Origin of the sequence: Streptomyces sp. NPDC090083, assembly GCF_044747445.1 — a bacterium.
GTDB lineage: Bacteria > Actinomycetota > Actinomycetes > Streptomycetales > Streptomycetaceae > Streptomyces.
In genome coordinates this window covers 350715-365350 of sequence record NZ_JBIVED010000005.1, presented here as the reverse complement: position 1 = coordinate 365350, position 14636 = coordinate 350715, and the positions used below count along the sequence as shown (strand labels likewise).

Sequence of the window (14636 nt, the reverse complement as noted above, 5' to 3'; positions counted from 1 at the left end):
ATGTCCTCCGCTCCAGCGGATCTCCGTACTGCCCGGTCGGCCGCTACGCCGCCTGTGGATACAGCAGGCGGGCCAGCAGGTCGTCCAGCGTGACCATGCCCGTGAGCCGGCCGGTCGCGTCGCGGACGACGGCCAGGGAGGCACGGCGCTGTCGCAGCTGCTCGATGGCGTGGCTGATGGTGTCCTGGTCGGTCAACTCCGGTACGGGACGGGCCAGATCGCGGGCGGTGACCGTCCGTCCCCGGGTCCGGGCGATCAGCGCGTCGCGGGCGTGGACGGAGCCGATGACACGGTCTCCGTCGCGGACCAGGAGGCGGTTGCGGTCGTGTGCGGCGGCGGTCGCCAGGACGGCGTCCACTTCCGCTCCCGCGTCGACCGAGGTGATCCGGGCGGCGGGCACTTGCAGGTCACCGACCGGGTTCTGCGGCTCGGTCAGCGAGCTGGTGATCAGCTCGGAGTCCTTCTTGCTGATGAGGCCGAGCCGTTGCGACTCCTCGACGAGGTGGGTGAGCTGTTCCCGGTTGTGGACCGAGGCGAGCTCGTCGCGCGGGGTGACCCGGCACAGCCGTACCAGGGCGTTGCTGATCCTGTTGAGGACCGAGAGCAGGGGGCGTACGACCTTCACCACCGCCCGGAAGGGTGGCGAGAGCAGCATCGCCGAGCGCTCCGGGTGGGCGATGGCCCAGGACTTGGGAGCCATCTCGCCCATCACCATGTGCAGGAAGACCACCACGATCATCGCCACGGCGAACGCGATGCCGTAGCTGATGGCGCTCGGCAGGCCCAACTTGTGCAGCAGCGGGTCGAGTTCGTGGGAGATGGCCGGCTTGGAGACCGAGCCCAGGCCCAGGGTGCAGATGGTGATGCCGAGTTGGGCGCCGGCCAGTATCAGCGACAGCTCGCGCATGCCGGACAGGGCCGCCTTCGCGCCGCGCTGTCCCTCGGCCACCGCCTTTTCCATCCGGTGCCGCTTGGCCGCGACGAGCGCGAACTCGGCGGCGACGAAGAATCCGCTGCCGATCAGCAGCAGCACGGTGACGAAGAGCGCCATCGGGAAACTCATGCCTGGTCCTCCGTCCGCCCGGCCGAGTGCTCGACCCGCACGCGCTCGGGCACGTGTCGGTCCAGGGTGAGGACGTCGATCACGGCCCGGCCGCCGTCGGGTGTCTCGACGGCGAGGCGGTCGCCGACGGCCGGGAAGCGGCCCAGCCGGTCCACGATCAGGCCCGCCACCGTGTCGAAGTCGTCCTCCTCGGGCAGTTCGATGCCGGTGGCCTCGGCCACCTCGTCCAGCCGGCGGCCGGCGTCCACCAGCCAGCCCGCGCCGTCCGCCGCAGCGAGTTCGGTGATGGTGTCGCTCTCGTCGGCGATGTCGCCGACCAGTTCCTCGGCGATGTCCTCGTAGGTGACGATGCCCGCCACACCTCCGTGTTCGTCCAGGACGACCGCGAACTCGTCGTCCTGTTCCCGCATGTGCTGTACGGCTTCCGGCAGCGGGAGCGTGTCGGGGAGCAGCAGAGGCTGTCGGGCGAGGGCGCCCGCGGTCGTGCCGGCCAGCCGGTCGGCGGGCAGCCCCATCAGTTCCCGCACTCCGAGAACCCCGGTGACGTCGTCGGGGTGGTCGCCCAGTACGGGGTAGTTGGAGTGGCCGTGCTTGGCGATCAGGTCGACCGCCTCGGCGGCTGACGCGTCCTTGCGGACGAAGACCGCGTCCGCCCTCGGCACCATCACCTCGTCCAGGTTCCGGTCGGAGAACTCCAGCGCGTGGTCGAGGAGTTCGGCGGTGTCCTTGGGCAGTTCGCCCTGTTCGTGGGACTCACCGATCAGCTGGCTGAGTTCCTCCAGGGTGGCGCCGTGGTGCAGCTCCTCGACCGGCTCGATGCCGACCCGGCGCAGCAACCTGTTCGCCGCCCCGTCGAAGACGTGCACCAGCGGGCCGACGACCTTCAGATAGGCGAGCGTGGAACCGGCCAGCGACTTGGCCAGCCGCTCAGGGACGGCGATGGCGAGGTTCTTCGGGGCGAGTTCGCCCAGCACCATCTGCACGACCGTGGCACCGACGAAGGCGAGAACCACGGAGACACCGCTCACGGCCGCGTCCGGAAGGCCGAGTCCCGAGAGGGCCGGCTTGAGCAGTGCCGAGACCGACGGCTCGGCGATGAAGCCGACCACCAGACCCGTGACCGTGATACCGAGCTGGGCGCCGGACAGCATGAACGACAGCCGCTCCAGCACCTTCAGCGCCCGGGCGGCCTTCTTGTCGCCCTTCTCGGCCTCGCGAGCGAGGGCGAGGCGGTCGGCGGAGACGTACGCGAACTCCTGGGCGACGAAGTACCCGGTGGCGGCGGTCAGCACGAACACGGCAAGCACGCCCAGGAGGGCGCTCGCGACACTCACAGGACACCACCCCGCCGTGTGCCGCGATCAAGCTTCCGAGGGCGGGATGGTCGGGGACTGTGCCCCGAGGGGTCCGTCGATCTGGCGGACAAGGCCGGAACTCCTCTTTCGGTAATGGACTCGTAAAACGATTGTGGCCGCATCGGAGTTCCCCGCACCTCGGACGGCGGGCGTAGGACCCCATGAACTCCGTGAACCCGATGCCGGCCGTCATCGCGCGAGTGCCCGCGACTTCGCCATCGGGCCCACCGGCACAGGCGGCGAGGCGTTCATGGCGCCGGGAACCCGCGCCGGGACGCGGTGCCATGCCTGCTCGCCGGCGGCTGCGTCGGCCGTCCGCGGTCGGGGCACCGCCCGCTGACCGCGGACCCGGCAGACGCCTCGCCCTGCGGGGGACTCAGGCGGCGGGCGAGCTCTCGGAGGCCGTGCGGGCCTTGTCGGTCTCGCCGGGAGCCGCCTGGATGACTCGCTGGGCGGGCTCGCCGACGGGGCCCTCGGCCGTGTGCCCGGCGGGGCGCGGGGAATCGTCGTCCTTCATCGCCTTGGCCTCGCTCTTGAGGATGCGCATCGACTTGCCCAGTCCTCTGGCGGCCTCCGGCAGCTTCTTCGAGCCGAACAGCACGATGACCACGATCGCCACGACCAGCAGGTGCCACGGTTCCAGTCCGTTGCGGAGCATCCGGCCCGTCCCTTCACTCTGTTCCAATGACCGTTCTAATGGTTGCTACATTGCGCAACTGTACAACCGTGGGAGGGCGGTAGTCCTCCCTCGCGCATGAGCCCTACGGGCAAAGGCGAATCCTGACCCGCCCTTTGCCGAACGATCCTCGGAGAGCCCCCACATGACCTGGCTTCATGCCACCGTGCTCGGCCTGCTGCAAGGGCTGACCGAGTTCCTGCCCGTCTCGTCCAGCGCCCATCTGCGGGTCTTCTCCGCCCTGGCCGGCTGGGGCGACCCGGGCTCGGCGTTCACGGCGGTGACCCAACTCGGCACGGAGAGCGCCGTACTCATCTACTTCCGGCGCGACATCGCGGCGATCGTGAAGGCATGGAGCGTCTCGCTGGTCGTCCGCGAACGGCGCAAGGATCCCGACGCGCGCCTGGGCTGGTTCGTGATCGTGGGCACCGTGCCGATCTCCGTGCTGGGCCTCGCGTTCCAGGACGCCATCGGGACCGGACTGCGGGACCTTCGGATCACCGCGAGTGCGCTGATCGTCTTCGGCGTCGTCCTGGCGTTCGCGGACCGCACCCGCGCGATCCGCTCCGCCAAACCGATCAGCGAGCTGAACCTGCCCCAGGCCCTCGGCTTCGGCTTCGCCCAGTCCCTGGCCCTGATCCCGGGCGTCTCCCGATCCGGCGGAACGATCAGCGCCGGACTGATGATGGGCTACAGCCGGGAAGCCGCCGCACGCTACTCCTTCCTGCTCGCCGTGCCGGCCGTGCTGGCCTCCGGCGGCCTGGAACTCCTGAAGATCGGTGAGGGGACGGCACCGGCCTGGGGACCGACACTGTGGGCCACCTTCATCGCCTTCGCCTCCGGTTACGCCGTGATCGCCTGGTTCATGAAGTTCATCTCCCGGCACAGCTTCACCCCGTTCGTCGTCTACCGGATCCTGCTCGGCATCGCGCTGCTCGCACTGGTCACCTTCGGCGCGCTCGCACCGGGCGCCGGGCCGCAGGGCTGACAGGGGTGACAGGCCCAGGATCACGTCGTCCAGCAGGCGAGCGGCGATGCGTGGAGACGCCTCCACCGCCGCGCGCCGTGCGGCTCCTTGGCGGCGCTCCGGCCCGGGTCATCGGGCGGAGTCGGGCTTGTCGCTCGCCGCCGCGTACGCCTGGGACGGTGTCATGGCGACCCCGTTGACGGACACCGTCTTGTAAGTGCTCACCTTGGCGCAGGCCTTGGCCTCGTCCGCGGTGGAGGCATGGGCGTTGGACACCGCGGCCTGTGCATCACCGGATGCGGACGACGACGAGGACGGGGACGTGGGCGAGGACGTGCCGCCGGGGTAGCTGGTGCCGCTGGTCCAGTCGCTGCCGATCACCAGGGTCAGCCCCGTGCCGGTGCCCTGTTTCAAGCGGGAGGAGGGCAGGCCCAGCGCCTCGGCGACCGTCTGGGCCTCGGCCTTCTGGCCGGTGCCGTAGGTCAGTGTGGTCGTGGCGGCGGCGCTGGGCGCATTGACCGTGGTGGTACCGGAGTTGAAGCCCTGTCCGGTCAGCGCGGTGGCGATGGCGGAGGCGCGACCGGTGACGGTGGTGCCGTTCTCGACGGTCACGGCGATCTCGGAGGCGGGCACGGGCGAGGAGGTGGCTGTCGCCGATGCCGCCGCGGACTTCTTGCCGGAGTCGGTGGTCAGCGACTGGTCGCCCGCGATGGTGGCGAACAGGCTCCTGGCTCCGGCGCCGACCACCACGCGGTTGCTGTCGGACGGGTCGGGGGCGGTCTGCATGGTGGTGAAGGTCATCCGCTTGGCGGGGACCTTGTTCAGGTCGGCCGCGAGTCCGATCAGCTTCTTGACGCTGCCCAGGCCGTCGTCGACGGTCAGCGCCTTGGTGGCCGCGTCCGCGAGGCTGTAGACCGCCGCGGGATCGGTGAGTGTGCCCGCGCTCTTGAACTTGCGGATCATCGCGGAGAGGAAGATGTGCTGGGAGACGGTACGGCCCAGGTCGCTGCCGTCACCGAAGCCGTGCCGGGAGCGGACGAACTGGAGCGCCGCCTCGCCCTTGAGGGTGTGCGTGCCCTTGGACAGCTTCAGGTGCGAGTAGGTGTCGTAGACGTTGTCGCTGACGCAGACGGAGACCCCGCCGACCGCGTCGGACATCTTCACCACACCGGAGAAGTCGAGCTTGACGAAGTGGTCGATGGGGATGCCGGTCAGCCGGTGGACGGTGTCCACCTGGCACGCCGGCCCGTACCGCAACGCGCTGTTGATCTGCCCGTAGTACCCGGCCGTCGAGGCGCTGCCGTCCGGGTCCTTGCAGGCCGGGATGTTCGTCATGGTGTCGCGGGGGATGCTCATGACGGTGGCGTTGGAGCGGTCCGCCGCTATGTGCACCACCATCTCCACGTCGGCGTTCCCGTTGCCGCTCTGCACGCCGGTCTTCGAACAGCCGCCGCCCAGCTTGCAGTCCGCCGCGCTGGTACGGCCGTCCGATCCCATCACCAGGATGTTGATCGGCGTGCGGCCGAAGGCGTCCGCCGTCTCCGAACCGCCCTTGCCGTCCAGCGCGAGGCTGTTGATGTTGCCGTTCAGATGCTGGTAGAACCACCAGCCCGCACCCGCCGTCGCCAGCACCAGGACCGACAGGCACATCCCGACGATCCGCAGCACCCGCCGTCCCCGCCGCACGGGACGAGCCCGCCGCGACGACCCGCCGCCACGTGAACGGCCCGCGCCCCTGTTCGCGGCCCGGCCGCCCGGTACCCGCGCGCCGCCGGAACGGGATGGACGCGGCTCGGACGCGCCGGTGGTACGGCCGCGCGTCGGCTGGCCGCCTCGGCCGTCCCGCAGGTCGCTCATTTCCCACTCCCACGAACGGTCGGGCCCGTCGGGCCGGGCCGAGGTACTCCGGCCGCGTGCCCGCGGCCGTACACGGACAGGAGGGGCAGGAACTCGATCCCCAATTGCATAGTTGCGCAATCTAGCAAATAAATGGGCCGCGAAAACACGTCCGGCCGGAGCGTCGCCTTCTCAGCCGCCTTCTCATACGGCTTGTACGGGTCGGCTCACCGGAGCAAGGGGAGGGTCTCGGCTGCAGGACGGACACCACTGCGGGGAGGGCGAGGCAGGCCGAGAGGAGGAGGAAGGGCAGGCATCGCCCGCGTGCCCGCCGGCCGCCATCGGCGGTGAGCGAGGCGGGGAGCCGGGTGGGATCGGCGTCGGCGAGGGCGAGTGCGGCTCACCGGGGCACGGACCGCCGGGTGAGGCTCGCGCGCAGGGCCGCCACGCGGTTGAGCAAGTCCCCGCACGCAGGCGTGCGGGGACGTGGACAGGGGGTTTCTTCGCGCGGTCGGGGGACGGCGGTCGGCGTTCGCGACGGCGCGCCGCGGACCGGCGCTGCTCTCGCTGAACGCAGGGGTGTCAGGGGCGGGGCGGGCGGGTGATGGTGTCCAGGTAGAAGGCGTCGATGCTCCGGACGGCGTGTTCGAACTCGTCCAGGTTGACGGGCTTGCTCACGTAGGCGTTGGCGTGGCTGCTGTACGCGCCCGCGACGTCGTCGGGTGCGGTGGAGGTGGTGAGCACGACGACGGGGATCGTCTGGAGGTTCACGTCCGTCTTGAGGATCCGGAGCAGGTCCCGACCGTTCATGCGGGGCATGTTGAGGTCCAGGACGATGAGGTCGGGGCGCGCGCTGGTGGCGTCGCGGAGGTGTTCCAGCGCGGCGACCCCGTCGGTGACCTGAACCAGGTTGCGGGCGCCGCGTTCGCTGAGGGCTTCCTCGATGAGCAGGGCATCGGCCATGTCGTCCTCGACGAGGAGAACGTCGAAGGGCCGTGCGGGGGTGGTCATCATCGGATGCTCCAGGGGTGCTTCGGAAGAGTGGTGGAAGAGTCCCGGCCAGCGGCGTCGCGCGCCTTGGCGGGTCAGGCCGCAGGCGGCGCCGATCTGTGGGTAGCCGGCTCCCGCGCGGGCGGCGGAGACGGCGGCGTCCCGTTGGAGGCGTTCGGCGGCCTGTTGGAGCTGGTCCAGCAGGTACAGCATGGTCAGTGCCGGAGCCGCGGGATCCGTCTCCTCCTGCGCTGGGAGCGTGATGTCGTCCCGCAGTTGGAGGGCGAGGCGGCGCGCGAGCCGGCCGAGCGCGGCGTCCGCGACGGCCGCCGTCTCCTCGGGGGTGGTCTGCGGAGCGAAGTCCTTGCCGGGCATGGTCCGAACCTTAGGCCCCGGCCTGACAGTACGACAACTATGGTTGTCACACATCCTCTACAGTGGCCGCTGCCTGCTCATGGTGCAGGCGGCAGGCGCAGTGGAGGGGTACTCGGGATGAGCGGGAGCACGAGAGCGCGCGCGGGCGCGTTCGCCACCTGGACGACCCGGCGCTGGCTGCGTGCCGGGGCCGTCGTCTCGCTGACCGCTCTGACTCTCCTGGGAGTGACCGGAGCATGGATGCTGCAACGGACGGCATCGATCACCGAGAACCTCGTGGACGTGAGATCTCCGGCCCTGAGCGCGTCACTGCAACTGGAAGCGGCGCTGCTGAACCAGGAGACCGGCATTCGCGGCTACGGCCTCTCCGGCACCGCCGACTTCCTCACGCCCTACCGGCAGGGGCTCACCGACCAGGCCACCATCACCGCACGACTGACCCGGCTGCTCCACGGTGACAAGGCCGGACTGAAGGATCTGCAGGCCGTACGGGACGCGGCGGAGACCTGGCAGGCACGGGTGGCCCGTCCGGTCGCCGCCACACCGGCCGGCAGCCCCTCACCGCTGGCCGCCCAACGCGCCACGGAGGGAAAGAAGGACTTCGACGCTCTCCGTGCCGCCCTGACCGGCCAGCAGAACCGGCTGCGGGCGGAGCGGATACAGGCCGCGGCGGACCTCTCGTCCACGATGCGGCTGCGCAACTGGGTCTTCGCCGCGATCGCGCTCGTCATCGCCGCGCTGAGCGTGCTGGTCTTCGAAGGTCTGCGCCGGGGCATCACCACGCCCCTGGGCCAGCTCGGCACGGATGCCCGCGCTGTCGCCGACGGTGACTTCGACCATCCCATCACCCCCACCGGGCCGGCTGACCTGCGCCGGCTCAGCGGCGAGATCGACTTCATGCGCCGACGCCTGGTGCGCGAGCTGGCCTTCACCGAAGAGGCCCGCCTGAGCCTCCACGCACAGGCGGCTGACCTGCAGCGGTCCAACGCCGAACTGGAGCAGTTCGCGTACGTCGCCTCCCATGATCTGCAGGAACCGCTGCGCAAGGTCTCCAGCTTCACCCAGCTCCTCCAGCGCCGCTACGGCAGCCAGTTGGACGCCCGGGCCGACCAGTACATCGACTACGCGGTCGACGGCGCGAACCGTATGCAGGTCCTCATCAACGACCTCCTGGACTTCTCCCGCGTCGGCCGGGTCCACCACGAGCTCCAGAGCGTCGACCTCGATGCGGTGCTGCGGCAGACGCTGTCCTCCCTGAGCATGAGCATCGAGGAGACCGGGGCGACCATCACGCACGATCCGCTGCCTTCGCTGGTCGCCGACTCCACCCAGATGGGCATGCTCTGGCAGAACCTGATCGGCAACGCCGTGAAATTCCGCCGCCCCGACCAGCCGCCTGTCATCCATGTCTCCGCCGCCCAGGACGGTGCACTGTGGCGGTTCTCGGTGAGCGACAACGGCATCGGCATCGGCCCGGAGTACGTGGACAAGGTGTTCGTGATCTTCCAGCGGCTGCACACCAAGGACGCCTACGACGGCAGTGGCATCGGCCTGGCCATGTGCAAGAAGATCGTCGAATTCCACGGCGGCACCATCGCCGTCGATTCCGCGTACCAGGACGGCGCCCGCATCACCTTCACCCTCGCCGCAGAGCCCCCCAAGGTCATGGTCCCGCCGACGATGCCCGAGGTGATCCGAGCCGACACGGAACCGGGGCGGTGACCACCCCGGCTCTCACCCGGCTCCCGTGACTGCCCGGACCGCGAGGCCGAGGCCGACCGCGATGACCAGGAGGGCTGTCGCGGTGGGTCCGAGACGGGGCAGCAGGCCGTAGGCGAAGACCAGAAGGACACCGAAGGCTGCGCGGCCCAGGGCTACGGAGCCGAGCAGGACGGCGAGGGTGGCCGGGGCTCGATCCGAGTCGTGGGGTGGCGTGGACGTACGGGGAGAACGTCACCGCTGCGGGGTGGTCGGCAGCCCGGGGTTTCTTCGCAAGGGCATGAACGGACCGGTGGGGTAACCGAGTTCGCCTCTTGCCGGTCCTTGCGGTTGAGGTGGAGCACTGTCTGCCGGGTGGGCAGGGTCGTGGTGCCCACCGCGTCGGGATCCCCTGCCGCCTTCCGACGGCGCTCGCTGGCGCGCGGATCCTGACCCGACAGGCACGACGCGAGCCGTCCGGCGGAGCCCGTGTTCACCTCCCCACGCTGGTGTGGCTGTGGGGCATGGCTGTTCTCCTTCGGCTCGTCCTGTGCGCTGATGCGTCCGAGGCCTGGCGGGTGCCTGATTCGGCCGACTCCTGATCCGAAATATACCCCGGGGGGTATTACTGCTACGGTGGAACCAGATACCCCCCGGGGTAATTTTCGGCGTGAGGAGTACCGGCGTGTTCTTCGTTGACACCATCGAGCTGGAAGGTCTCGGCAATCGCAGCTACCTGGCCGGCGGTGAGAGCGCCGCCGTGGCCGTGGACCCGCCCCGCGACATCGACCAGGTCCTGGCGGCTGCCGCCCGGCGGGGTGTGCGGATCTCCCATGTGGTGGAGACCCACATCCACAACGACTACGTCACCGGCGGGCTGGAACTCGCCCGGATCACCGGCGCCCGCTACCTCGTACCGGCCGGCGCGAACGTCACCTTCGACCGCGTGCCCGTGACGGACGGCGACACCGTCGACATCGACCCCGGCAGCGAGGTGGTGCTGAGGGCGATAGCGACCCCGGGGCACACCCCGCACCACACTTCCTACGCCTTGCACGAGGCGGGGTGTGCCAGGGCCGTCTTCACCGGTGGGTCGCTGCTGATCGGCACGGTGGGCCGGCCGGACCTGGTCGAGCCGCGGCTGACCGAGGAACTGGCCCGCGCACAGCACGCCTCCGCCCACCGCCTGGTCTCCGATCTTCCCGACGAGACGCAGGTGCTCCCCACGCACGGCTTCGGCAGCTTCTGCGCCGCAGCCCAGTCGGAGGGGGAGGAGACCACGATCGGCAAGGAGAAGAGCGCGAACACCGCACTGACCGTCGATGTGAACACCTTCGTCGCGGACCTGCTGGCCGGTCTCGGGGATGTGCCCGGCTACTACGCCCACATGGGTCCGGCCAACGCCGAAGGCCCCGCACCGCTCGACCTGACCCCGCCCGCCGTGGCGGACGCCGATGAGATCGCCGCCCGCCTCGCGGCCGGCGAGTGGGTGGTGGACCTGCGCAACCGTGTCGCGTTCGCCGAAGGGCACGTGGCCGGGTCGTTCAACTTCGAGGCCGACGGCAAGCTCGCCACCTACCTCGCCTGGATGATCCCCTGGGGCAAACCGGTCACTCTGCTCGCCGAATCCGCCGAGCAACTCGCCGAAGCCCAGCGCGAAGTGGTCCGGGTGGGTATCGACCGCCCGGCCGCGGCCACCACCGGCATCCCCGCCGACTGGGTGCCAGCAGGTCAGTCCCCGGCATCCTTCCCGCGGTCGACCTTCGCGGGACTCGCCGCACACGGTGGGGACGGGGTGGTGGTTCTGGACGTGCGCCGCGATGCCGAGCGCGCGGGCGGCTGGATCGAAGGCTCGGTGCACATCCCGATCCACGAGCTCCACGGCCGCCTCGCGGAGGTCCCGCCCGGGACGGTGTGGGTGCACTGCGCCGGCGGTATGCGGGCCGCGATCGCCGCATCCCTGATGGACGCCTCCGGCCGCGACGTCGTCGCCGTCGACGACGGTTTCGGCGCCGCCGCCGACGCCGGCCTGCCCCTGACGACCTGCTGACCCGCACCTCGCGACAAGGCCCACCCTTCACAGAAAGGACAGGGGAGAAAACCGATGTTCCTCTTCCGCCGCAGCCGGCCCCGCGTCAGCGTGGACCAGGCCTACAGCCGCACCACCGGTGACACCCCGGACGCGATCCTGCTGGACGTCCGCGAAAGCTCCGAGTGGACGGCAGGCCATGTCCCGGGCGCCGTTCCCGTCCCTTTGTCGAGACTTGTCGCCGGAGACGGCCTGCCAGTCGAAGCCTCCGACCGACAGCTGGTGGTGATCTGCCGCAGCGGACACCGCTCGCAGCAGGCCGCGAAACTCCTCACCCAACGAGGCCGGCAGGTCGTCGACGTCGAGGGCGGCATGAACGCGTGGGCCGCAGCCGGATACCCCGTCCTCGACCAACGCGGGAACAGCGGCCGGATAGCGTGACCGCGTTCGTTCTCGCCCTCATCGCCGGGGCCGTCGTCGGCCTCGCCCTGGGAGCCCTGGGTGGCGGTGGCAGCGTCCTGGCCGTGCCCGCGCTCATCTACCTGCTCGGCTTCAGCCCGGCCGCGGCCACCACCGCCAGCCTGATCATCGTGACCGCCACCTCCGCCACCGCCCTGTACACCCACGCGCGCGAGGGTCACGTCGTGTGGAAAGCCGGATCGTCGTTCGCCGCGGCGGGCATCATTCCCGCCTACCTCGCGGGAGCCGCCGCGGGACGGGTGCCGGAAGCCGTGCTGACCTTCGCCTTCGCGGTGATCGCGGCACTGGCGGCCTTGCGGATGTTCCGCCCGTCCTCGTCCCGGCCGCCGGAGCGGGTACGGCCCGGCAGGGCGGCCGGGGCGGGCGCCGGGCTGGGCTCGGTGACCGGGTTCCTCGGCGTCGGGGGCGGGTTCCTCGCCGTCCCGGCCCTGGTGGGCGTGGTCGGTCTGACCATGCGGCGGGCGGTGGGCACCAGCCTGCTCGTCATCACCGTCAACTCGCTCGCCGCCCTGCTCGCCCGCACCGGGACCGGCCCAGGTCTCGACTGGACGCTGATCGGACCGTTCACCGGAGCGGCCATCCTCGGCGCCTGGGACGGCAAGCGCCTCAGCGCCAAGGTCTCCGGCGGCACCTTGCAGAGAGTCTTCGCCGGGGTGCTCCTGGCGGTGGCCGTGTTCATGCTGATCGACGTGATCGCATGAGCGCCCCGGCTGCCCCGGCCGCCGCGTCCGTCAGGCCAGGGACAGAAACAGCTTCTCCAGCCGGGCCCGCATCTCGTCGCGGTCACCGGCTGCCTGGCCGCCCTCGGCCATGCAATGCTGCAAGCCGGTCGCGATGATCGCGAACCCGGCCCGGTCCAACGCGCGGGAGACCGCGGCGAGTTGCGTGATCACGGACTCGCAGTCCCGGCCGTCCTCGATCATCTTGATGATCCCCGCGATCTGGCCCTGAGCCCGCCGCAGCCGATTGAGGACCGACTTCAGCTCGTCGGCGGCCATCTCAAGCTCCACCATCCACCTCCATGAATACCCCTAGGGGTATCATACGGGATCGAGCAACCGGGTCCCGGACGCAACGGAAGGACCCACCGGCGCATGAACACCCCCACCGCCCTCATCCCCGCCCAGGCAGCCACCCGCCTCGACGACTACACCGTCATCGACGTGCGCACGCCCGGCGAATACGCCTCCGGCCACCTTCCCGGTGCCCACAACATCCCCCTCGACCACCTCCGCACCGCACTGCCCGCCCTCAGGACGGCAGCCGCCCGCGGCACCCTCCTCCTGGTCTGCGCCTCCGGCAACCGCTCCACCACGGCCCGCGCCGAACTCGCCGCAGCCGACATTCCCGCCACCGCTCTCACCGGCGGCACCACCGCCTGGGCCGGCGAAGGCCGCCCCCTCCACCGCCCTGACAACGCCTCGCCCGGCTGGCCCATGGAACGCCAGGTCCGCCTCGCCGCCGGATCCCTCGTCGTCCTCGGCCTCGCCGCCGGCACCCGCTGGTGGCCCGCCCGTTGGTTCTCCGCGGCCATCGGAGGCGGCCTGGTCCTCTCCGCCGCCACCGACACCTGCGGCATGGCCGCCGCCCTCGCCAAGTTCCCCCACAACCAGCACGGACCGTACCGCTCTCTCCGGGCGACGAGGCGGCAGGCGCAATAGGAGCGGCCCCACACGGCGCACCATGGCGTCCGGCGGCGGGTGCGGGTCAGTCCGCCAGGGCGCGGGCCGCGCGGACCAGGGCGCTGTTGTCCGGGGCCAGCCCGCCGTCAGGAAGATGGACGCCGTCCTCGAAGCCGATGCGCGTCTGGTGGCCGTCCGCCAGGGCGGCGCGCAGCACGGGCCAGGTCGTGGCGCCTTCACCGTGGTAGAGCAGCGGGCAGGTCACGCCCGCCGCGCGGATACGGGCGGCCATCTCGCGGGCGTGGGCCACGGCCGTGTACGGGTCGCTGTCCTGCGGCTCGATCAGGACCCGCACGTTCGCGCCCAGCGTCGGCGACGCCAGCAGCGCCGGAACGTCGTCCAGGGTCCACACAGCGCTCTCCAGCTCCATCCCGCGGGCGACCACGAGGGACGCCGTCTCGGCGGCGCCCTCCTCGCTGAAGGCGACGGACGCGAAGTCGGGCAGTACCTCCCACGCCTTGACCAGCGCGTACCGTTCCTCGGGACCTCGGCAGGTCCACAGACCCGTCGTGGTGCCGACGATCGCGCCGGGCGCCGCGGAACGGACCTCGCGCAACACCTCGGCCAGGGCGCCGGGTTCGATGGTCTGGCCCCCGTCCGGGGTACGGACGTGGAGGTGGACGACGTCCGCGCCGGCGGCGATCACCGCGGCGGTGTCCGCGGCGAGTTCCCGAGGGGTGAGGGGAACCGAGGGGTGGTCGGTCCGGGTGAGTCCGCCGTTCACGGCTGCCTTGAGAAACACGGGAGGAACTTCCTTGTCGAGTGGGTGAGTTGGTGGGCTGCCGTCGGCTAGGGCGTCGCGGGGGAGGCGAGCAGTCTCGCCACCGTCGCGGAGGCCCCGGTCAGCTCACCGAGCGGTTGGCCCGCGTAGAGCTCGGCCACGAGCGAGGGTTCCTCCTCGTCGTCGAGGAGCGCCTCGTCGAGTACGGCGGCCAGCCGCGCCGCGGGCGCGATCAGCAGTCCGTTGGCGTCGCCCAGGACGATGTCGCCCGGTCTGACCGGCACACCGCCGCAACCGACCGGCGCGTTCACGCTGCCGTCGGGGATGCCGTGCAGCTTGGTGGTCAGCAGCGAGGTGCCGTACGCGTGGACGGGCAGGCCGAGTTCGCGCAGCGCGTCGATGTCCGTGCAGACGCCGTCCACCACCGCGCCGGCCGCTCCGCGCGCGAGAAGGGCGTTGACGACGACCTCGCCCAGCGGGGCGTGCCTGCGATCGCCGCCGCAGTCGATCACCACCACGTCACCGGGGCCGACCAGGCTCGCCGTGTGGTGCAGCAGCGTGGAGTCGGTGGGTGTGATGCGCACGGTCACCGCGCGGCCGACGAGTCTGCCGGAACCGGCGATGCGCCGGAGCGCCGGATCGCAGAAGCCCTCCTCCAGGTAGTGGCCGAGGGTGGGGAAGTCGACCTGGGCGAGCCGGGCGGCCAACGACTCGTCGAGCGGCGGGAGTTCGCCCAGCGGGCGGAAGTCGATCGGCATGCTGGT

General features: G+C 70.9%; 14 protein-coding genes. 6 read left to right on the top strand and 8 right to left on the bottom strand.

What is annotated here, in order from left to right:
- Nucleotides 1–43: 43 nt before the first annotated feature.
- The 3 genes from ACIPTO_RS21070 to tatA form a co-directional block, all read right to left on the bottom strand.
- The gene (locus ACIPTO_RS21070; protein ID WP_401194371.1) at nt 44–1063 is read right to left on the bottom strand and encodes a hemolysin family protein; all 1020 of its coding nucleotides are present in this window, start codon (nt 1061–1063) and stop codon (nt 44–46) included.
- Nucleotides 1060–2397 (bottom strand): hemolysin family protein, encoded by a 1338-nt coding sequence (locus ACIPTO_RS21065; protein ID WP_401194368.1) that lies wholly within the window; start codon nt 2395–2397, stop codon nt 1060–1062. The genes ACIPTO_RS21070 and ACIPTO_RS21065 overlap by 4 nt, the downstream gene beginning before the upstream one ends.
- A 397-nt stretch (nt 2398–2794) precedes the next feature.
- Nucleotides 2795–3076, bottom strand: a complete 282-nt coding sequence (tatA, locus tag ACIPTO_RS21060; protein ID WP_401194365.1) for a Sec-independent protein translocase subunit TatA — start codon at nt 3074–3076, stop codon at nt 2795–2797.
- Nucleotides 3077–3239: 163 nt separating this feature from the next.
- Here tatA and ACIPTO_RS21055 point away from each other — a divergent pair, with 163 nt between their 5' ends.
- Entirely contained in the window at nt 3240–4082 is an 843-nt protein-coding gene (locus ACIPTO_RS21055) for an undecaprenyl-diphosphate phosphatase (protein ID WP_366314986.1), read from the top strand.
- 108 nt (nt 4083–4190) lie between these two features.
- Here the strand turns inward: ACIPTO_RS21055 and ACIPTO_RS21050 are convergent, their stop codons facing one another.
- The gene (locus ACIPTO_RS21050) at nt 4191–5729 is read right to left on the bottom strand and encodes an LCP family protein (RefSeq protein ID WP_401194362.1); all 1539 of its coding nucleotides are present in this window, start codon (nt 5727–5729) and stop codon (nt 4191–4193) included.
- 750 nt (nt 5730–6479) lie between these two features.
- Nucleotides 6480–7262 carry a response regulator gene (locus ACIPTO_RS21045; protein ID WP_401194359.1) on the bottom strand — a complete coding sequence of 261 codons (783 nt, stop codon included), beginning with the start codon at nt 7260–7262 and terminating at the stop codon, nt 6480–6482.
- A gap of 117 nt (nt 7263–7379) precedes the next feature.
- Between ACIPTO_RS21045 and ACIPTO_RS21040 the strand changes: the two genes are divergently transcribed.
- From ACIPTO_RS21040 to ACIPTO_RS21025, 4 genes are all read left to right on the top strand, one after another.
- Nucleotides 7380–8984: an ATP-binding protein gene (locus tag ACIPTO_RS21040; RefSeq protein ID WP_401194356.1), complete on the top strand. Its 1605-nt coding sequence runs from the start codon at nt 7380–7382 to the stop codon at nt 8982–8984.
- 661 nt (nt 8985–9645) lie between these two features.
- Entirely contained in the window at nt 9646–11010 is a 1365-nt protein-coding gene (locus ACIPTO_RS21035) for a rhodanese-like domain-containing protein (protein WP_401194353.1), read from the top strand.
- 54 nt (nt 11011–11064) lie between these two features.
- On the top strand, nt 11065–11430 hold the full coding sequence (locus ACIPTO_RS21030; RefSeq protein WP_401194350.1) for a rhodanese-like domain-containing protein: 366 nt from the start codon (nt 11065–11067) through the stop codon (nt 11428–11430).
- Nucleotides 11427–12170 (top strand): sulfite exporter TauE/SafE family protein, encoded by a 744-nt coding sequence (locus ACIPTO_RS21025; RefSeq protein ID WP_401194347.1) that lies wholly within the window; start codon nt 11427–11429, stop codon nt 12168–12170. The genes ACIPTO_RS21030 and ACIPTO_RS21025 overlap by 4 nt, the downstream gene beginning before the upstream one ends.
- A gap of 30 nt (nt 12171–12200) precedes the next feature.
- Here ACIPTO_RS21025 and ACIPTO_RS21020 read toward each other — a convergent pair whose 3' ends face one another.
- Nucleotides 12201–12479, bottom strand: a complete 279-nt coding sequence (locus ACIPTO_RS21020; protein ID WP_366315823.1) for a metal-sensitive transcriptional regulator — start codon at nt 12477–12479, stop codon at nt 12201–12203.
- 84 nt (nt 12480–12563) lie between these two features.
- Here ACIPTO_RS21020 and ACIPTO_RS21015 point away from each other — a divergent pair, with 84 nt between their 5' ends.
- On the top strand, nt 12564–13130 hold the full coding sequence (locus tag ACIPTO_RS21015; protein ID WP_401194344.1) for a rhodanese-like domain-containing protein: 567 nt from the start codon (nt 12564–12566) through the stop codon (nt 13128–13130).
- A 46-nt stretch (nt 13131–13176) separates the two neighbouring features.
- Here ACIPTO_RS21015 and ACIPTO_RS21010 read toward each other — a convergent pair whose 3' ends face one another.
- Together ACIPTO_RS21010 and ACIPTO_RS21005 are read right to left on the bottom strand one after the other, a co-directional pair.
- Entirely contained in the window at nt 13177–13893 is a 717-nt protein-coding gene (locus ACIPTO_RS21010; RefSeq protein ID WP_401194341.1) for a 3-keto-5-aminohexanoate cleavage protein, read from the bottom strand.
- A 47-nt stretch (nt 13894–13940) separates the two neighbouring features.
- Nucleotides 13941–14630, bottom strand: a complete 690-nt coding sequence (locus ACIPTO_RS21005) for an RraA family protein (RefSeq protein ID WP_401194338.1) — start codon at nt 14628–14630, stop codon at nt 13941–13943.
- Nucleotides 14631–14636 lie beyond the last annotated feature (6 nt).